Origin of the sequence: Aeromonas simiae, assembly GCF_000820125.1 — a bacterium.
GTDB classification, from domain to species: Bacteria; Pseudomonadota; Gammaproteobacteria; order Enterobacterales; family Aeromonadaceae; genus Aeromonas; species Aeromonas simiae.
The window spans coordinates 75,786-94,550 of the sequence record NZ_CDBY01000036.1 but is presented as its reverse complement, the minus strand read 5'-3'; the positions used below and the strand labels follow the sequence as shown (position 1 = coordinate 94,550).

At 62.3% G+C, this 18,765-nt stretch carries 14 protein-coding genes; 3 read left to right on the top strand and 11 right to left on the bottom strand.

Annotation, left to right across the window (positions count from 1 at the left end):
* The first annotated feature begins 5 nt into the window (after window positions 1-5).
* Complete coding sequence (locus BN1134_RS06235; RefSeq protein WP_042045987.1) at window positions 6-398, top strand: hypothetical protein; 393 nt, start codon at window positions 6-8, stop codon at window positions 396-398.
* On the opposite strand, the gene dmeF is transcribed toward BN1134_RS06235, so the two are convergent.
* A complete protein-coding gene (gene dmeF, locus BN1134_RS06230) occupies window positions 352-1,311 on the bottom strand; it encodes a CDF family Co(II)/Ni(II) efflux transporter DmeF (protein ID WP_042045985.1) in 960 nt (319 codons plus the stop codon). The two genes, BN1134_RS06235 and dmeF, sit on opposite strands and share 47 nt — an antisense overlap.
* 67 nt (window positions 1,312-1,378) lie before the next feature.
* Between dmeF and BN1134_RS06225 the strand changes: the two genes are divergently transcribed.
* A complete protein-coding gene (locus BN1134_RS06225; RefSeq protein WP_042045984.1) occupies window positions 1,379-1,654 on the top strand; it encodes a metal/formaldehyde-sensitive transcriptional repressor in 276 nt (91 codons plus the stop codon).
* A 37-nt stretch (window positions 1,655-1,691) separates the two neighbouring features.
* On the opposite strand, the gene bcsC is transcribed toward BN1134_RS06225, so the two are convergent.
* The 7 genes from bcsC to bcsG are packed head-to-tail and all read right to left on the bottom strand — an operon-like array spanning window position 1,692 to window position 13,549.
* A complete protein-coding gene (bcsC, locus tag BN1134_RS06220) occupies window positions 1,692-5,138 on the bottom strand; it encodes a cellulose synthase complex outer membrane protein BcsC (RefSeq protein ID WP_052449433.1) in 3,447 nt (1,148 codons plus the stop codon).
* Window positions 5,120-6,229 (bottom strand): cellulose synthase complex periplasmic endoglucanase BcsZ, encoded by a 1,110-nt coding sequence (gene bcsZ / locus BN1134_RS06215; RefSeq protein ID WP_042045982.1) that lies wholly within the window; start codon window positions 6,227-6,229, stop codon window positions 5,120-5,122. Before bcsZ ends, bcsC begins: the two co-directional genes overlap by 19 nt.
* A 2-nt stretch (window positions 6,230-6,231) precedes the next feature.
* Entirely contained in the window at window positions 6,232-8,436 is a 2,205-nt protein-coding gene (bcsB, locus tag BN1134_RS06210) for a cellulose biosynthesis cyclic di-GMP-binding regulatory protein BcsB (protein WP_232300604.1), read from the bottom strand.
* 35 nt (window positions 8,437-8,471) lie between these two features.
* Window positions 8,472-11,042, bottom strand: a complete 2,571-nt coding sequence (gene bcsA, locus BN1134_RS06205) for a UDP-forming cellulose synthase catalytic subunit (RefSeq protein WP_042045980.1) — start codon at window positions 11,040-11,042, stop codon at window positions 8,472-8,474.
* A complete protein-coding gene (locus BN1134_RS06200; RefSeq protein WP_042045978.1) occupies window positions 11,039-11,686 on the bottom strand; it encodes a cellulose synthase operon protein YhjQ/BcsQ in 648 nt (215 codons plus the stop codon). Before BN1134_RS06200 ends, bcsA begins: the two co-directional genes overlap by 4 nt.
* A complete protein-coding gene (bcsR, locus tag BN1134_RS06195; protein ID WP_042045976.1) occupies window positions 11,683-11,889 on the bottom strand; it encodes a cellulose biosynthesis protein BcsR in 207 nt (68 codons plus the stop codon). The genes BN1134_RS06200 and bcsR overlap by 4 nt, the downstream gene beginning before the upstream one ends.
* Before the next feature lie 10 nt (window positions 11,890-11,899).
* Window positions 11,900-13,549 (bottom strand): cellulose biosynthesis protein BcsG, encoded by a 1,650-nt coding sequence (gene bcsG / locus BN1134_RS06190; protein ID WP_042045974.1) that lies wholly within the window; start codon window positions 13,547-13,549, stop codon window positions 11,900-11,902.
* Window positions 13,550-13,961: 412 nt separating this feature from the next.
* On the opposite strand from bcsG, the gene BN1134_RS06185 reads away from it, so the two are divergent.
* A complete protein-coding gene (locus tag BN1134_RS06185) occupies window positions 13,962-15,158 on the top strand; it encodes an amino acid aminotransferase (protein ID WP_042045973.1) in 1,197 nt (398 codons plus the stop codon).
* 264 nt (window positions 15,159-15,422) lie between these two features.
* On the opposite strand, the gene BN1134_RS06180 is transcribed toward BN1134_RS06185, so the two are convergent.
* From BN1134_RS06180 to BN1134_RS06170, 3 genes are all read right to left on the bottom strand, one after another.
* Window positions 15,423-15,899 (bottom strand): L,D-transpeptidase family protein, encoded by a 477-nt coding sequence (locus BN1134_RS06180; protein ID WP_042045971.1) that lies wholly within the window; start codon window positions 15,897-15,899, stop codon window positions 15,423-15,425.
* Window positions 15,900-16,159: 260 nt separating this feature from the next.
* Complete coding sequence (locus BN1134_RS06175) at window positions 16,160-18,151, bottom strand: methyl-accepting chemotaxis protein (protein WP_042045969.1); 1,992 nt, start codon at window positions 18,149-18,151, stop codon at window positions 16,160-16,162.
* A 183-nt stretch (window positions 18,152-18,334) separates the two neighbouring features.
* Window positions 18,335-18,697, bottom strand: coding sequence for a hypothetical protein (locus BN1134_RS06170; protein WP_042045967.1), 363 nt, complete (start codon window positions 18,695-18,697; stop codon window positions 18,335-18,337).
* Window positions 18,698-18,765 lie beyond the last annotated feature (68 nt).

Sequence of the window (18,765 nt, the reverse complement as noted above, 5' to 3'; positions counted from 1 at the left end):
GGGCGATGAACAAATATCAGGAGCAGGCCGAGCGCCTGGACCAGGAGTATGCGGCGCTACAGCGCCTGTTTAGCCATTTCTGCATTGAGGCGGGCAGCCTCTGCGGGCAATACGGCTGGCTGAGCTGGCCCGACTACGAGGACGAGCCCTCCCAGTCGCGGCAATTCAGCCTGCTCGGCGAGTCACGCTGGCTGGTGCTGCAATGCCGCCCCAGTACCAGCGGCGAGCTGCTCGGGCACCTGCAGATCCGCGATGAGCGCAGCCAGGTGCTGGCCGCGCTCACCCTGCATGCGGACGGGCGGTTGCAACTGGAGGCGGGCCATCTGCTCGACGACCCGCCAGCGCTGCTGCTCAGGCTGTTGCTGGCAGCACTGCACCATCTTCCCCCTGCGGGCTGATCTCGACCGTGATGTGCGCCAGCTCCTCATGTATCGAGAGCCGCCGCCGCATCTCGTCGGCGCTCAGCGGCTGCTCGGTACGCAGCGAAAGCATGCAGACATAACGGGCCTGTCCGACCCGCCAGACATGCAGATCGCGCAGGGTGGCCCCTTCTGGCGCCGCGGCCACGATCTCACGGATCTCCTCCACGACAGGCGCATCCATCTCGGCATCGAGCAGTACCCGCCCGGTCTGGCGCAGCAGCCCCACCGCCCAGATCCCGACCAGGGCCGCACCGACGAGCCCCATCACAGGATCGAGCCAGCTGGCGCCCCACCACAGGCCGCCACACAGGGCGATGATCGCCAGCACTGAGGTGGCGGCATCGGCCAGCACATGGATGTAGGCAGCCCTGAGGTTCAGATCCTCATGCTCATGCTCATGGTGATGATCATGACTGTGCGAATGATCGTGGCCGTGGTGATGATCATCCTTGAGCAGCCAGGCGCAGGCCAGATTGACGAGCAAGCCGAGCAGCGCCACCGCGATCGCCTGCTGGTACTGGATCGCACTCGGATTGAGCAGCCGCTCGGTGGACTCCACCAGCATCAGCAGCGCCACCCCCACCAGCATCAGTGCACTGGTAAAACCGCCTAACACCTCGATCTTCCAAGTTCCGAAGCTGAACCTGTGGTCACGGGCGAAGTGACGAGCCGCCCGATAGGCGAGGATCGCCAACCCGAGCGCCAGAGCATGGGAGCTCATGTGCCAGCCGTCGGCCAGCAGCGCCATCGAGTTAAACCACCAACCACCACCGATCTCGGCCACCATCATGACCAGGGTGAGCAACACGGCCCAGCGGGTCTTACGCTCGGCCAGGGGGTTCCCCTCATTGACCAAGGGGGCATAACAAGGGAAGGGGTGGGCATGCATGTTGGCGACTCCAGTCTCATGAAATATACTCCCCCCCAGTATACTCTCACGCCACTGGAGCGCCTAGATGTCCCACACCATCCACGACAAGAAGAAGCTGCTGGCCCGGGTACGCCGGATCCGTGGTCAGGCCGGCGCCCTCGAGCAGGCCCTCGAGCAAGGGGGGGAGTGCGGCGCCATCTTGCAACAGATCGCAGCCATCCGCGGCGCCGTCAACGGTCTGATGATGGAGGTGCTGGAAGGGCACATGCGCGAGCACCTGATGGATGAAGCGGCCAGCCAGGAGCAACGCCAGCAGGATCTCGAGCAGCTCAGCCGGGTGCTGCGCTCTTACTTAAAATAAGGGGCAAAAAAAACGCCCGGCATTGCCGGGCGTTGGGTCAATCGAAGTCTGCGTAAGGGGTCAGCGGCTGTGGCGGCATGTCGAGATCGCCCTGCCACGGCTTGAAGGTGTAGCGCAGGTAGAGCAGGAAGTGGCTCGGCGCATAGTCATCCGCCTGCTGGATGTCGACCCGCCCGCCGACTCGCCAGTGGTCGGTCAACCGATGCTCCACCAGGGCGTTGAGGGTATAACCAAAGCCGGTACTGCTGCTCCCCTCCTCCAGCGCATCCCGATCCGGCAGTGACGTCGGGATCAGCCCTTGCAGCGGATAACGCCGCTCGTCATCGGTCTTGGAAGCCGACCAGGAGACCGAGCCCCCCAGCTCCCACGACCAGTCCGGGGTTCGCTGCCGGTAGTTGACCGGCACCGCCAGCGAGAAGTAACGCTGCGGGCTGTAGTAGCCCCCCTGCCCTAGGGTGTAGGCACTCAGGTCGTGCTGGAAACGCCACAGCATGCTGCTCAGACCGACGCTGACCCGGCGATGCTCCTCGTTGACCACCTTGTAGTAGGTGCCCCCCATCAGGCGGGTACGCCAGTTATCCTCCACATTCTCACCGGTCAGCAGATGCTGTTGCAGGCTGCCCCAGTAACCGACCGCGCCGCCCAGATCGTGGCTGACATCGACGCGCACGCCGTTGGCCCTGACCCCGCCCCAACGGATGCCGGTACCGGGATCGACGGTGCCGGCATAGGAGAGCAGCGAGCTGCTGATCGGCCGGCGCGAGGCCGTAAAGGTAAAACCAAAATCGTGCCAGTCGCTCTTGACGCTGGCACCACCGACCCAGTCCACCACCTCGAAGCCAAGCGGAGTGGTACCGAGATCGAAGGCGACGCGTTCGTTGGCCCAACCCGCCGCCAGCGTGACCCCGTCGCTCTTTTGTTGCTCATCGCCGTAACAATCGCGCTGATAGCAGGTGCCGAACTTCTCGCGATAAGGGGAGTCCGCAAACGAGCCGGCATCCAGGTGCACCCACTCCAGACGGCCGAAGGCCCGCCCCGCCGCCAGCGGCGTATCGAGTTGCAACATCTGGGTCAGGGCGCGCAGATCCGAGATCCCGCCCGTGCCCTTGTCGCCCCAATAATCGCTGTCGAGCGACACCGTGGTCTGACTCTGGCGATAGTGCTTGTCGAGATCGCTGCGCAGCCCGGCGGCGAGCCACCCCTCCCCTTCTCTGGCACGGCCAATCCGGGTCAGTGAGGCATCGTCGATATCCTCGCGCGGCGCCAGCCCTGCGGCGGTCAGCGCCTTGCGATCGAAGGCCAGCGCCCCCTCGTTGTCCCCTTGCGCGAAACGCTGACGAGCCGCATCGCGCCAGAACAGGGCCGACGCCTCGGAGGCCGGTTGGCGCGCCACCTCGGTCGAGAGGGCATCAAAGATGGCGTTCGCCGTCTGCTCATCCCCCAGCTCATGGTAGAGATTGGCAACCTGCCGATAGAAGTTGGCCTGACCACCCGGCAGCGACGAGACCGGCCAAGCCGGCAGATAGCTGCGGGCGCCAGCACGATCGCCCTTGGCCAGCAGTAGCCTGGCCATGCTGAGGCGGGTTTGCGGATCATCCGGATCCTTCTCCAGCAGGGTGCGGTAATGCTGCTCGGCCACTTGCCATTCACCCCGCTCCTGGGCCCACTCCGCCAGCATCCGCAGCGCCCGCTCATCAGGCAGCAGCTCGGCCAGCAACTGCTCGGCCGCCGCCTCGTCACCGGCCGCACGCAGGCGGCGCGCCTCATCGAACCTGGCGCCACGGGCCAGCCTGGCGTCGAGTTCATGCATCTTCTCGCTCCAGCCGCTGGCCGGCTCAGCGGCCAGCAGAGTACGAGCCTCGCTGTCCTTGTCCTGCCCGGACAGATAGAGCGCGGTGGCGTAACGCAGTGTGGTGTCGCGTGGAGTGGCGGCGAGGCGATCGCGCAGTAGTTTTTCACCCTGCTCGGGATGGCCGGTCGCCGCCAGCAGATTGGCGGTGCGATAGGCCAGCCAGACATCCTGCGGCTGCATGGCCAGCGCCTGCCGGCGCTTGGCCAGGGCGGCGTCCAAATTCCCCTGCTGCTCCAGCAGGTCGGCCTCCTGTTGCAGCAGTTCGGCCTTCAAGTCGTGACCGAGTGAAGCCAGGTTGCGACTACGGGTCTGCTCGATGAAGGCCAGCGCCTTGGCCGGGTCCTCTTCCCGGTAGAGATCAAACAGTCGGCGCAAGGCGCGCTCGTTACCGGGCTCAAGAGAGAGCACCTTGCGATAGGTGCGTTCAGCCTCCGCCTTGTTGCCACGGGCGAGCTGGAGATCGCCCAGCCCGAGCCACCCCTCCGGCTCGCGCCCATCGAGGCGCAGTGCCTGCTGATACAGGCTCTGTGCACGGTCAAGATCCCCCTTCTCTTGGGCCTTGTCCGCCTGCTCGAGCAGCAGCCAATAACGGTTGGTATCGAGCAACCCCTGCCACTTGCCCGGGTCTTTCACGTCACTCTGACGCAGCACCTTCTCGAACTGGGCGATCGCCAGTGCCCGCTGGTTGTTGCGGGAATAGGCCTCCCCCAGGACGCCCATCAACTCGGTATCGCTCGGATTCTGGGCCAGGGCTCGTTGCAGCTCGGCCACCGAGGCCGTCCCGCTCTCGCGTCGCTCCAGCGCCTGCTGGCGTGAGCGAAAGGCCGGAGATGCCCACTTGCTCTCATAATCGGCCAGCAAGGTCTGCGCCTCGCTCACATTGTCACCGCTGCCAAAGGTCACTATGTACTGCTCGAGCGCCTTAATGCTCTGCGCTCCGACCGGCATCTCCTTGATGGCCGCCAGCCAGATGTCTGCGGCCTCTCCCCGGCTGCTCGGGCTCTGCGCCATCTTGCCCAGAATGGCAAACGCCTCCTGGTTGCGGCCATCGTTCAACAGCTGGCGAGCCAGGCCGGCACGGACGCCGGATTGACCGGGGTACTGCTGCTCCAGCGCCTGCAATGCCGCCACCCCTTTGGCATGCTGGGCGGGGATCCTGGCTTGCAGCAGGGCATACTCAACGGCCACCTCCAGGTTCGGCGCCAAGCCATCGACCAGCAGTGACTGATAGAGCGCCTGCGCCTCTTCCAGCCGGCCCGCATTGGCCAACAGGCGCGCCTGCTGCAATTGCTGCCGCTTGGCGGGTTCACTTAAGGCGAGGTTGGCCATGCCCTGCCGGTACAGTGGCGAGTCGGGTGCGACTTGACCGAGCTGTGCCAACAGCCGCTTGGCCTCCTCCACCTTGCCCTGGCGCAGCGCCTGTCTGGCCTGAGCGGCCAGCAGCTCGGGATGGGCCTCATCGATGAGGGAGAGAGAGTAGAGCGAGTTGCTGACCAGATCTTCGCGACCGGTCGCCTCGCCAATGCGGATCTGCTCCAGCAGCCAGCTGACCGGCTCCACCGCGCCATGAGCGGGAAGACCGGTCAGCAACACCCCCAGCAGTAAGCTGGCGGTCAGTGTACGTCTTGGCATGTTGCGCTCCAGTTCGGCACCAGGGTACCGTCGGCGGCGAAACGATAGCGTCCTTGATCCCAGCCAGACCCGAACAGCGTCAGCACACTGCCAAAGTAGGCATCGGCATCCATGCCTTGCTGGCGCACCTGCTCACGCAGCGTCTCCAGCCCAGGTTGTCCCTGCATCAAGGGGAGCAGCGCCGCGGCAAAACCATGGCCACCCCAGCTGCTGACCTGGCCCGTCTGGGCGTCGACCTTCTCGGGCACCTTGCCCTCTGCCAGCAGGGTGCGCATGGGCGCGTAGTGTTGCAGCAGGGCCTCCTTGGCCGGGTCCTCATCGCTCAGCATGCCGATCCACAGATAAACCCGGATGGCGTCATAGCCGCCGAGCGGCCCCTTGCCTTCGCTCACCTGCCAGCCGGCAGTGCCACTCCAGTCGATCCAGTCGGGGGCAAATCCCTTGGGCGCGCTCTCGCCGAGGAAACGCGGCAGCAGAGCCCGCATCTCCTTCCAGGGGCCGAGCATCGGCTCGAAACGGGCCAGCAACTGAGGCGGCAGATAGCTGGGATTCAGCGTCCAGCGCCCCTCTCCTGCAAAACCGTGGGCCCCCGGCAAGGCGATGGGGCCGAGACCAGGCAATCTGGCCACCTCTTCACGGGCGACCCGGCGCAGCAGCATGGTGCCGACCGCTTCATAACTGTGGTTGTCCCACAGGCGGCCAGCCTCAAGCAGGGTGTAGGCGATCCACAAGTCAGAATCGGAGGCACTGTTCTCATCGAGCACGCCCCAACTGCCATCCGGGTGCTCTCCCCACAGCCAGGCCGGCAGAAAACCGGTCAGATCGCCGCGCGAGAGCTGCAGTTCAGTCCACTGCAACAGGCGCTCGAAGGTCTCCTTGTCGTTATTGACCAAGGCAAAGAAGAGGCCGTAACTCTGCCCCTCCGAGGTGGTGATGCGCTTGCCACCCGCCGGGTCAATGACCCGGCCATCCTCGCTGATGTAGTCCTGCTTGAAACGCTGCCACTCGGGCCAGTCGCAATCCGCCATGGCCGGCAGCATGGAGAGGGCCCACAACAGCAGGCCACCACAGAGGGTTTTCATCATGTTCATTCTTACTCTTCCTTCAGGCGACGGCGACTGATGCCCGCCAGCAGAACCCGCAGACCCCACCCCAGCAACAACATGCTGATCAGGGCCACCATGGCCAGATAGACGGGGTGATTGGCAAAGCGGTGCCACAGCTTCTCCCACCAAGGCAGGTTACCGACCTCATAGCGCTTGCCCACATCCAGGCTGGTCACGCCTGCTTCGCGGACGATCGCGACCGAGCCCGCCACCTGATCGCGCAGGGTCGGGGTCTGCATCGCGTCGTTGAGCAGCTTGACGCCGCTGTCGCTGTCGGCGAGCAGGGCGACGACGCTACGCTGCTCGTGGCTTGGCGACTGCACCCCCAAAATGGCGGCGATGGCGGTATTGCCGCGCATCCCCACCCGGGCCTCGGCTTTGCGATCGCCCAAGGAGCGCTGGAACTCATTGCCAAGCGGCTGCATGGGCTGATTGACCCAGCTGCGGGTCAGCTCGAGCAGGGCATCGGGCTCGGCATCACCACGAAATTCGGTGGGCAGCGTACCGATCAGCAAGGTGTCGAGATCCGCATCGCGTACCTTGGCCCAATCATCGGCCAGTTGCAGCGCCAGTGTCGGATAACCGGTCTCGGCACCGATGGCTCCGACCGTATCGAGCAGGGTGGTAATCTGCGCTGGCAGCGGCTTGGCAGGCATGACGACCTGGGTTTCAGAGAGATCGGCCAGTCGGCTGAACGGGAAACCGGCACCGGCAAAGGCGCGCAGATTCGGCATCTCGAGGAAGTGGCGATAACCGGTGACATCGATGGTCGAGTTGTCATCGATGCGCACCTGCTGACCAGTGGGCATGGTCATGCTGCAACTCCCACCGGAACTTCCCCCCAAAAACTGCTGGGCATATGCAAACGAAAAACCAAGGCGGTTGGGTTGCCCCGTCTTGAGGCCCGGCATGCGCAGCACCCGCTCATCACCATCCCCAAACAGCCACAGCGGCAGGCTGATCAGCTGCTCGCCCTGAATGTCATCGGGCGGCAACGAGTAGGACTTCATGAACTGATCGTTGATGGAGACGTCCAGTCGCGAGCCATCGCGGGTCGTCGGTGAGGTGTAGTGATACTTCAGATCCAGCCGCAGCCCCTGGGAGCCGATGATGTAGAGATCCGGCGGCAGACGCAGGGTCAGGCTGAGCGGCCACAGGTTACGGCCCGCCGCTTGCAGCTGGTTCGGGTAGTCAATCAGTTCGCCGAAGCGTACCGGCCGGTCGAGGCGCACCCAGTTTGGCGCGTCATAGGGCTGGCGCGGCGCCAGCGGCTTGAACTCTTCGACCAAGACACTCTGGCCACGCAGCAGCACATTGCCTTGGGCCAGGGCGCGGGTCGCCGTCAGCAGATCTTCGTCATCACGCCCCAGCACCAGCAGCAACTTGACGTAAGGGTTGTCGGGGGTACTGATCATGTCGATGGTCGGCCCCTTCACCTTGGGGTAGTCCCCCAGGAAGGCAGGACGCGACTCATTGGTGGCGAAGACCACGCTGTTGCGCTCGGGCACCTGGTTGAAGGCCACCGGGAAGTGCTGCCCACGCCATTGGGCCTGTACCCCGAACCAGGAGGCCAACACCGCCGCGGCCTTTTGTTCGGTCAAGGAGGGCTGACCGGCAAACACCATGGGCAGCTCCAGCTTGCCGTGATCCTGGGTATCGAGGAACGGCATGGGGAAGAACGAGAGCTCGTTGCGCACCGGTAGCGTCTGTAGTTGCAACGTCAGCTTGGTGTCACGATTCACGTTGAGCCACAGGGTCTCACTGGCTGGGTTTTCACACGCCGCCGGGTAGTGGCCGATGAAGTTGAATCTGAGACGGTTGAAATCCTTGGCGTAACGCGGGTCCAGCTCGAAGTCGGCATGACTGCGCTGCCCCATCTGCTCTTGCCGGAAGGCAGTGACCCCCATCAGCTCGTCATTGAAATAGACCTTAAGCTGGGAGATGAGCGGTTGCAGCGAGGGGGACGGGGTGTAGTCCACCGCCAGAGCGGCGTTCGTCACCACTTCGTCACGACGAACGGTGAAATCAGCCAGACCTTCCGGGGACATCCCTCGCAATGAGAGGGTGCCCGGTGCGGCTGCCAGCTGTTCCAGAGTCAGCGTTTGAGTGCGGATCGGTGCAGGAAACGGGGGCAGTGGCCCTGTCTCCGAGACAGTCGGTTGCGACTCTGCCGCCACCGCACACTGTGTCATCAGCAGGCTAGGGATTAGATAGCGTTGTAGTTTCATCATCCTTTCACTATCTGTGAGGTCGGAGCCTGATACCGGAAATCCGGTGAGACGCGACGTGGAACAAACGAGAGCAGCCAGCGACCCAGCTTCTCAAAAACAATACAGATACGCCCTACCGGGGAGGCTCTGAGCAGGCGCCAGTAGGCGCTCCACCCCAGCAAGGTGATGTCGACAAGACTGTGCAGCGGGCGATCCTTGCTCAGACGTTTCTGCCACAGTGACCAGGTATCGGCCCGGGCAAAGGTGCACTGAATGAAGGCGATGTGCTGATCCTTGTCCATGGGGTCAAGTTCCAGCCCCAGCTTGCAATCAAAGGCGCGCTGCACCTTGGCGGGGAAGGCGGCCTCGCGCTGACCATGGCGCAGCAGCAGCCAGACCCGCTCCTTGCCCTGCAACGGCAGCTTGGCCGCCAGCTCGACACCGACCCCGCCGTTGGAGTAGTCCTTCAGGGTGCAGGGATAGATATGCCCGCTGGCGAGCTTGATAGCCGCCGGCATCGTCATCTCGACGCGGGGGTTGGTGCGCACCTGGCGTGACTCAAACGCCACCGCCAGTGCCCCGCCCAGTATGGTCAGGTTGTAGAGGGTCCACAGCATACTGAGCAGCACGGTCGGCACCTCGTCAGCCAGACCGTAGAAGATGCGCCAGATCCCAAATCCCAGGCCGGCCACATTGAGCAACACCAGCACCAGATAGGGGCGAGAGACGCCGAGATCCAGATAGACCTCCTCAGTCAGCCCCCCCTTGGCCGTCACGTTAAACGTCCCCTTGTGGGGAGCAAACAGGGCCACCGTGGTCGGCCGGGCTATGTACCAGGCCAGCACCGTCTCATAGACCTCGCCCCAGAAGGAGTGGCGCACCTTCCCCTGGATTCTGGAGTTGGTGATAGAGCTGTGGAAGATATGCGGCAACATGTAGAGCGCGATGAGCACCGCAGGGGCATAGATGATGTAGGCATGCAGGATCAGGAAGGCGAGCGGCGCCGTCAGGAAGATGAGACGCGGGATCCCCGACAGGAAGTGCAGCATGGCATTGAAGTAGCACAGACGCTGGCCCAGGCTCATGCCCTTGCCAAACAGCGGATTGTCGAGGCGCAGGATCTGCACCATGCCGCGCGCCCAGCGAATGCGCTGGCCAATGTGGGCAGAGAGGCTCTCGGTTGCCAGCCCGGCCGCCTGGGGAATACGAATGTAAGCCGAGGTATAGCCGAGCCGGTGCAGCCGTAGCGAGGTATGGGCATCTTCGGTCACCGTCTCAACGGCGATACCGCCAATCTGGTTGAGGGCCGACCGCTTGATGACGGCGCAAGAGCCACAGAAGAAGGTGGCATCCCACATATCGTTGCCATCTTGCACCAGACCATAGAAGAGGGCCCCTTCGTTGGGCATCTTGCGAAAACGCTGCAAGTTGCGCTCAAACGGGTCGGCGGAGAAGAAGTGGTGCGGCGTCTGAACCACCCCGAGCTTCGGATCCTTGTAGAACCAGCCGACCGTCATCTGCAGGAAGGAGCGGGTTGGCAAGTGGTCACAGTCGAAGATGGCCACCAGATCGCCGGTGGCCTGACGCAAGGCGTTATTAATGTTGCCCGCCTTGGCATGCTCGTGGGTGGTGCGGGCGACATAACGGATCCCCGCATCCTCGGCAAACTGACGAAACTCCTCGCGCCCCCCGTCGTCGAGCAGCCAGATAGAGAGCTTCTCCTTGGGCCAGTCCAGCGCCAGCGCCGCATAGACGGTGCCTTTCACGATGGAGAGATCCTCGTTGTAGGTGGGGATCATGAGATCCACACACGGCCAGGTCGAAGGATCATCCGGCAGCCGGGCAGGAGGGCGGTGCAATGGCCACGCGGTCTGCCAATAGCCGAGCACCAACACCACCCAGGCATAGGTCTCGGCAAACAGCAACAACATGCCACAAAACAGGCTCATGGGATCGAGCCAGTCCAGGGTGGCGGTGTAGCGCCACCAGATATAACGGCAGGAGACGGTGAGCGAGAGCACCATCATCATCAGCATGGGATAACGACCTGGTACCGCACGCAGCACCCAGGCCATGGCGGCCAACAGCAGCACAAAGATCAACTGGGATTCGAGATCGAAGGGCTGGGTGATGCAAAGCAGAGAGAGCAAGCCCGCCGCCACACAAAGCGCCACGCTCTGCCAGCGAGCGGCGCGAGGCGCCTCGCGTTCGGTACGGATCCCCACCACTTCGGGTTTTCGCAATAGCTCGGAAAGAGCGGTGGTTGCGCGCAACCAGAGGCGGCGCCAGGAGGCGGGCCACTGGAAAGGACGCGGCTCGGGGCGGCAGATCAGCAGCCAGATGACCTGAAGCACCACCCGGAGTGGATCACCGAAACGGGGGCGATCCAGGTGGGGAAAGAGATCGCGGCCATGAGCCATGATCAGTTGCCAGTTGGAGCGCTCCAGCGGCAGCAGAGCCCAAGCCAGCAACCAGCCCATGCTCAGCCCCATGGCCCCCAGGCGGGACGCCCCTCGCCAGCGCAGCCAGCGATAGCGCAGCCGCAACCAGTGTCCGGCGTGAGGCGTCAACCAACGAGGCGCCATCATATCGACTCCAGGCACCAGTGAGCCAAGGCAACCAGCTCACTGGCGATCAGGCTCTCGGGCTGGTATTGACCCACCGGCTGCTTGGCAGCCAGGGACTCAGCCATGGCCTCATCCCGATGCAGGCGGATACTGAGCAAGGGCACGCCACCGTCCAACCACAGCTCGAGCAGATCCTGTTGCAGGGCGCGGCGACTGGTGAACTGGGTCACCAGCACCTGCTCATTTGGCACAAACTCATGTTGATAGAGACGCACGTGGCAGTTGGCATCGGCGTTGACCACGGTTAAGTAGCGATCGAGGTGGGGGATCCGCTGGGAGCGGGGGAGATCCAGCAGCAGCAAATCATAACCATCCAGCTGCTCCAGCCACGGGTATGCCCCTTCCTCTCCGCCGTGCAGCAGCAGATCCAGGCCATCCTGGCAGTGATGTAAAGCCTGACGCCACTCCTGCTCCGGATGCCGTAACACGCTCCAACCGCCGGGCGTGTCGTAAGGGAGGCCGAAGTGCAGCCCGAGCTGCCCCTCCCGGTTGAGCTCTACCACCAGCACCCGCGCCCCTTGCTGCCATGCGGCATAGGCCAAGCCCGCGACAATAGAGGTGGTGCCCACACCACCGCGCAACCCTTGCAAGCCAACTCTCATCATGATCTCACCACCTTGACCGGTAACTCGGCCAGCAGCGGGAAGTGCTGGCACAGAGCAACCAGGTGCTCCTGACGGGCGATGTCATGGTAGGGCAGTGCCACCCCAAAGGTTCTTTGCAGCATGTCGATATCGGTTGCCGCGAAGTCTTCGACCGTGACCCCAAAGGGGAGATCGGTGGTTTCCGGTTGTTGTTTCACGCTCATGGCCTCGCAATTACTGGGGATAGGGAACCCAGTCCCCCTTGCCCAACCGAATGTGATACTTGTCCTGGTATTCGATCACGACGGCGCCGCTGTTTTCAGAGACCACCGGCGTCTGCGGCAACCCTTGCAACAGCTGGCCCCAGTCGATGGTGTCGCTGCCAAACAGATCGCCCTTCACCAGTCTGGAGACCAGCTCGGAGATGGCCAGATAGCTGCTCGGCGCCTCGATGACCCGGGTCTGCTCATGTTTAGCCTTGGTGCCCAGCAATGCCACCCCTACCGGGACCTGAGTGATAGTCGGGCTGGGAATATCACGCAGCCCCGACATCTGCATCCGATCGCCAGACAGCGCCGCACCGTGCTCAGGCACCACGATCACCGCCACCTTCCTGCCCGAAGACTCCAGCTCCGTCATGAAGTGATCCAGTTGATCGAGCAAGGTCTTCAGACGTGGCTTGAAGGGAGCAATCTGCTTATTGGCGACAAAGCGATTACCGTCATGCAGGGCGATCAGGTTGAAGAAAGTGACATTGCGGGCCGCCTCACTTTGCTCCCGTAACTTGGCCCAGCGCGCAAACACCGCGTCACCGCGGAAGATGGGCTCACCGTCGAATGAGGCAATATCATGGGGCAACCCTTGCCGATCCATGGGGGATACATCCAATCCGGCGTACTCGTTCAGATCTTTGAGGTAGTTGCCAAACGTTCCCGAGTGATCCATGGCGACCTGCTTCTCGAACCCCAGCGAAGCTAGGTTTTCCATCAGCAGGCATTGACGGGCCGCCGCCGTATAGAGCCCTTCATGGCTGGGCTGACCGCAGCTGGCACGCAGCAAACGAATGGAGGCAGGGCCGCTGTATGAGGTTGCCGAGTTAAAGTGGGTGAAACGCAGGTCGAAATGCCGCCACACCGGATGCTCGGTCAATCCACTCGCCTCCACATCGCTCCAGGCCAGTGAGCAGATATTGATGATGAGCACATCAAAAGGTGTGGCCTGCGCTGGCAGCTCGGTGGGGAATGTGACCCTGCGCCCCATCTCCTCGTTGTAGAAATCGTTGAGGTAGGCGGTCAGATTCTCGTTGGTGGGCGGGGCACTCTGATCCAGCTGCAACGCAAGATCTTCCTCGGCAGCGGCGGGTTCCTGGCGCGGCGCCTGCGCACTCGAAGAGGGCGCCGTCACCGCGGCAAACAGCCCTTGGAACGGATTACCCATGATGGGCACCAACCACAGCCAGAGCAGGGATAGCACGATCCAAGGCGTGAAACGGAGCCACTGAGCCAGGAAAAGGTAGAGGCAGGCCATCACGAAGGCGGCCCCCAGCATCTCCCAGTTGATGAAGCGAGACAGCAGGTCGAGCCAGTAATCGAGCGTAAAGGAGAACACCTGACTGCCTTGGCTCATGATGCTGTCGATACCCGGCAACCAGGTGTCGTGATAAAGCAGCACTAACCCTGCGGGCAGGGCCAGCCAATGGCGAACCTTGCGCAATCCAGGCCAGCGCAATGGCAACAGCAGGATGCAAGCAAACACTAGGTTGGGTAGTGGATGAAAGTTAAGATACCCGGCCCAGAGTAAGGCCAGTTTGAAGAGAAAGTAGAGATTCCCCCCCCCCAGGCCATACCACTCCTGCCAAGGAGAAAGAGAAGACGTTCGAATCATTGGCGACTGGCTCACCTTATTATTGCCGGATAGCAAGACGCGTCCGGACACACTGCTGATTGTCGAGGAATCTAATTATAGTTTCATTATGCAACTGAATGCGGTCGTGGTTAATCGAGACTCGTTCCCTACCACCCTCATCCTGAACGACATAGAGCATACACCCATTTAACGCTCCAACAGCATATAGTCCAATGAGCCCCGTTTATCCTACCGTCGACACGTATATATTTTCCAACAATGCTCATATGACCCCATCCGGCAAAGATTGTCATTGCTTATTCATCATCTGACAGAAAATGTCGTCAAGCGCCACGAGAGACCGAATTTCATCTCACTTGAGCAGGGTCATGGATTCAGACATCATGGGATGCCCGCCAAGGCACTGGAAACAAGACTTCAAGGACCCCCCATGTTTGAACACGTTGACGCCTATCCCGGCGATCCCATCCTGACCCTCGTTGAAACCTTCCACAAAGATTTACGTGAACAGAAGGTGAATCTCGGGATCGGCCTCTACTACGATGAACAGGGCCGCATTCCGCTGCTGCCTTCGGTACAACAAGCCGAAACCCAACGAGCCACCACTCTCACTCCGCGCCCTTATCTGCCGATGGAAGGCGCAGCCAACTACCGCACCGCCGTGCAGCACCTGCTGTTTGGCGCCCGTCATGAGGCCGTCAATGCCGGCCGCATCGCCACCATCCAGACCATAGGCGGCTCTGGCGCCCTGAAGATCGGGGCCGATTTTCTCAAACGTTACTTCCCCGGCTCCGAGGTATGGGTGAGCGATCCCACCTGGGATAACCACAAGGCCATGTTCGAGGGGGCCGGCATCAAGGTGCACGACTATCCCTATTACGATGCGGTCACGGGCGGAGTGCGCTTTGCCGACATGCTCGCCTGCCTGCAAAACATGCCGGCTCGCAGCATAGTGCTGCTGCACCCCTGCTGCCACAACCCAACCGGGGTGGATCTCTCGCGTGAACAATGGGATCGGGTGATTGCAGTGGTGGTCGAGCAGGGTCTCATCCCCTTCATGGACATTGCCTATCAGGGGTTTGGCGACGGCCTGGATGACGATGCCTATGCCATCCGAGCCATGACCGATGCCGGAGTCAGCTTCTTCGTGAGTAACTCCTTCTCCAAGAATCTCTCTTTTTACGGTGAACGCTGTGGTGGTCTCTCCGTGGTCTGCCAAACCAGCGACGAAGCTGACCGGGTATTGGGCCAGCTGAAGGCGACCGTGCGCCGCAACTACTCCAGCCCCCCCACCCACGGCGGCCAAATCACCGCCGCCGTCATGACCCAGCCCGAACTGCATGCCATGTGGGTCAATGAAGTGACCGAGATGCGCACCCGCATCAAGGCGATGCGCGAGAAACTCTACAGCGTGCTGAGCGCCAAGGTGCCTGGCCGTGATTTCAGCTACTTCATCCAGCAGCGTGGCATGTTCAGCTACACCGGCCTCACCCCGGAACAAGTGGATCGCCTGCGCGAGGAGCATGCCGTCTATCTGGTGCGCTCCGGTCGCATGTGCGTGGCTGGCCTCAATAGCCGCAACGTAGAATATGTGGCCGACGCCATCGCCGCCGTGCTGGCATCCTGATAACAGCGAGCCCCGCATGACGGGGCTCTCTTTTGATTGCCAAGCACAGACTCGCTCTTAGGAACAAGTACCCAGCGTTAGAGCGACCGCTCACACCACGCCGGCCGGATTGCGGCAACAGATCCCCACCCGGTGGCAGTAAAGCAGGGCATGCCGATAGCGGGGGTTCGGGTGAAGTGAGCGCTGGCGACATCGCGCCGCCGTTATCCGAAGAGACCACCGCCAATCCGAGTCTCGGATCGGCGGCGAGTGAAGAGCCTGAAATCAGGGGTAAATGACGATGGGGGTTCCTGGCTGGACCGCCTCCCACACCTCATCCATGTCGTGATTGAGCATGGCGATACAACCATTGGTCCAGTTTGAGCGCTGCACCGCCGGGCTGCCCCAGCTGTTGCGCTGACCATGGATCATGATCATGCCGCCTGGGTTGACCCCCTTGGCCTTGGCACTGGCCAGATCGGCCAGCCCCGGATAGCTGATGTGGATGGCTTTGTGATAACCGGAGTTGGTCTTCTTGTAATCCAGCAGGTAGCGGCCTTCCGGCGTCCGCTGATCTCCTTCACGCTCCTTGTGCCCCTTGGGGGCCGGCCCGAGAGCGATCCAGTAACGCTTCACTTCCTTGCCATCCTTCATCAGAGTCAGGCTGTAGCGCGACTTATGCACCACCACCATATCCGCAGAAAGCGAGGCAAAACTCAATGCTGGCCACAACGCCAGCAGACACATCAATACGGCTTTCATTCCATCCCTCGGCAGCCTCTGTGGGCTCTTGCTCACTCTCATTCTGAATAGCGCCACCCATGTGGCGACCGACATCATATTGGATTGCCGCCAAGACACAATATGTTGCCGAATACAATTCTAACCACCCCGATGGCGGGGTGGTTTATTTACATTTTTAACAGCAACAGGAAGCGATAGGAAGAGCGATGAGAGAAGGGCTCAATCCCGCGCCAGACGTGGTTTAGGGAGGAGCTGACCGCCCCTCCCTCTTGGAGGGGTCACACCCTGAAACGGTGAACCATCTGTTGCAATTGCTGGTTGGCGCCGGTCAGGGTCGTCGTGCTCTCCCGGGTCGACTCGACGCTGTCCGCCAGATGGCTCAACATGTCGCGGATCGCCACCATGTTGCGGTTGATCTCCTCGGTGACCCGACTCTGCTCCTCCGCCGCCGTGGCAATCTGGCTGCTGAGGTCGTTGATGCGCACCACAGAGTCGGCCATGCTGTCGAGCCCTTCGTTCACCTCACCCGTAGTGCTGGCGGCCTCCTGGCAGCGCCGCTTGGTCTGCTCCATGGCGACGACCACCTGGGCCACCCCCTGGGTCAGTCGGCTCAACATGCCCCCCACTTCGGCCGTGCTGTTCTGGGTGCGTGCCGCCAAGGCCCGTACCTCGTCGGCCACCACGGCAAATCCCCGCCCCTGCTCACCGGCCCGCGCCGCCTCAATGGCCGCATTAAGCGCCAGCAAGTTGGTCTGTTCGGCGATACCGCCGATCACCCCGAGCACGCTGCTGATGTGGTTGGCCTCCTCTTGCATGGTCTGCACCTTGGCGGCGGCCGCATCCACCTCGTCGATCAGCGCCATGACGCTGGCCGAGGCACTGGCCACCACAGCGCGCGAGTGCTCTGCCTGGCTGCTGGCCTGGCGGGTGAAGTCCGCAGTCTCGGTAGCATGACCCGCCACACTGTCGGCGGTGGAGCTCAGTTCGTTGACCGCCGTCACCACCTGCTCGGTCTCCGCCGCATGGCGCGCCAGCGTGGCGTGGGAGTCGCAGGTCTGCCCTCCAAGGCGTTCCAGCTCACGCACAAACAGAGCGCTGGAGTCGGTGACCTCACGCATCAGCTGTTGCAGATAGGCGATGAAGTGGTTGATAGAGCTGGCTATCTGATCGATTTCATCGGCGCCGCTGACCCGGATCCGGGCGGTCAGATCGGCATCACCGGCCGACAGCGCCTCGATGTTGCGCTTGAGTTCCGCCAAGCGCTGGCCAAGCTGGCGAATGGCCCACAACATCAGCAGGAACAAGAGCCCCACCAGCGGCAGCTGGATCGAGGCGAGCAGCGTCAGCACCTCACTGCTGCTCTGGGTCAATACCCGGGTCGGCAGCGCGGTCGCCAGCAGCCATGGGGTACCCGGCACCGCCTGTAGCAGCAGGGTCTGCTCCTCACCCTGAGCGCTGAAGGTGCCGCGCACCACATCCCCTTGCACCTGGGAGAGCAGCGGGCGCAGGGCGCTGGCAAAGGGGTCTTTACCGTGCTCGGAGAGGTTGCTCAGCACCACATCCCCTTGCAGCGCACCGTTGCGGCTCAGGATCTTGCCATCGCCTTCCACGATCAGCACCTGACCACCGATCTCGCGCTCCTTCTTGGCCACCAGATCGTTGAAAAAACCCAGGGTCACGTCGATGGTCGACACCCCATAAAGAGCGCCCCCCCGATAGATCCCCATGGCGCAGTTGGTGCGCGGCTGGGCGCTGGCACCATCCTTATAGGCCGCCGCCCAGACGCACTGGCCACGCGGCGCCTGCTGCCCGGCCCTGTGCCAGGGCTGCTCGTAGTAGTTGGGGGCCTCGGCCGAGTTCCAGTAGGTGTTGACGATGAGCTGGTTGCCGGCGTCACGGTGATAGAAGGTGCTGAACTTGTCGCGCCCTTCGGCGCGCTGATTGGGCAGCGGCCAGATGCCGCCGCCGAACACCATGGCATTGCCGTATTGATCGATGAGGCTGGGCAGCAGGGTATCGATCTGCTCGCTGCCAAGCTCAGGCACCAACTGGGTGATCGCCCGCGCCTGACTCTGCACCGCATCCAGTTCGCGGGTGATGTCGGTGGCAATCTCGCTGACCAGCAAGGTCAGATTCTGCTCGGCCGCCTGTTGCAGACGCGGCTTGACCCACAGCTGGATGCCGAGCACGGTCAGCCCCGTCACCAGCACCATAAAAAGAACAAATACCGCCGTGTAGCGGCCACGAATCGTGGCAGTCAATACACTCATCTTGCCTCCCTGTACCGTCGGGTCTAGTCGCATTATCAACCTTGACCCTATCGGCACGAACAGGCACATGATGAGCGCATTCGCTCATAAAATGAGCCTGTTTGGCTCGTTTTGTCGGAATACGTGAACGCAGACACAAAAAAAGGGAGGTCATACGACCTCCCTTTTGACATGAGAACGGGATTACTTGTTGGCGTCAGCGAACTCTTTCATCACCTCGGCGTGCTTGGTCATGGTGTCAGAACGCACGTCCAGATTCTTGATGAACTCAGCCTTCTTGGCCGGATCTTCAATCTTGTCGTAACGCTGCTGCAGGTTGGCCTTCATCTGCTCGGGGGTCATGTTCTGCATCCGCATCATGCGGTCGTGGCGCTTGCCGTGATGCGGGCCCTTGCCATCCATCATGGGGCCACCCATAGGGCAGGGGGCGGCAGCGGATTGAGCGGTCGCCGGCGCAGTCGCGGCAGCTTCACTGGCCGCGTAGGCACCGAGCGGCAGGCCGAGGATCAGGGTGGTCGCCAGCAGGGTCTTGGTCAGCTTTTTCATGGTGCAACTCCTCTTCGTGATTCAGTGGTTCAAGGCGGCCATTCGCCTTGCTTGAGGTCATTACAGCC

Excerpts from the sequence above, each read along its gene's own strand:
- BN1134_RS06180 (WP_042045971.1), bottom strand. The coding sequence starts at position 15,899 with ATGAAAGCCGTATTGATGTGTCTGCTGGCGTTGTGGCCAGCATTGAGT.
- bcsG (WP_042045974.1), bottom strand. The coding sequence starts at position 13,549 with ATGATTCGAACGTCTTCTCTTTCTCCTTGGCAGGAGTGGTATGGCCTG.
- BN1134_RS06225 (WP_042045984.1), top strand. The coding sequence starts at position 1,379 with ATGTCCCACACCATCCACGACAAGAAGAAGCTGCTGGCCCGGGTACGC.
- BN1134_RS06235 (WP_042045987.1), top strand. The coding sequence starts at position 6 with ATGAACAAATATCAGGAGCAGGCCGAGCGCCTGGACCAGGAGTATGCG.
- dmeF (WP_042045985.1), bottom strand. The coding sequence starts at position 1,311 with ATGCATGCCCACCCCTTCCCTTGTTATGCCCCCTTGGTCAATGAGGGG.
- bcsC (WP_052449433.1), bottom strand. The coding sequence starts at position 5,138 with ATGCCAAGACGTACACTGACCGCCAGCTTACTGCTGGGGGTGTTGCTG.
- BN1134_RS06170 (WP_042045967.1), bottom strand. The coding sequence starts at position 18,697 with ATGAAAAAGCTGACCAAGACCCTGCTGGCGACCACCCTGATCCTCGGC.
- bcsZ (WP_042045982.1), bottom strand. The coding sequence starts at position 6,229 with ATGAACATGATGAAAACCCTCTGTGGTGGCCTGCTGTTGTGGGCCCTC.
- bcsA (WP_042045980.1), bottom strand. The coding sequence starts at position 11,042 with ATGATGGCGCCTCGTTGGTTGACGCCTCACGCCGGACACTGGTTGCGG.
- BN1134_RS06185 (WP_042045973.1), top strand. The coding sequence starts at position 13,962 with ATGTTTGAACACGTTGACGCCTATCCCGGCGATCCCATCCTGACCCTC.
- bcsR (WP_042045976.1), bottom strand. The coding sequence starts at position 11,889 with ATGAGCGTGAAACAACAACCGGAAACCACCGATCTCCCCTTTGGGGTC.
- BN1134_RS06200 (WP_042045978.1), bottom strand. The coding sequence starts at position 11,686 with ATGATGAGAGTTGGCTTGCAAGGGTTGCGCGGTGGTGTGGGCACCACC.
- bcsB (WP_232300604.1), bottom strand. The coding sequence starts at position 8,436 with ATGACACAGTGTGCGGTGGCGGCAGAGTCGCAACCGACTGTCTCGGAG.
- BN1134_RS06175 (WP_042045969.1), bottom strand. The coding sequence starts at position 18,151 with ATGAGTGTATTGACTGCCACGATTCGTGGCCGCTACACGGCGGTATTT.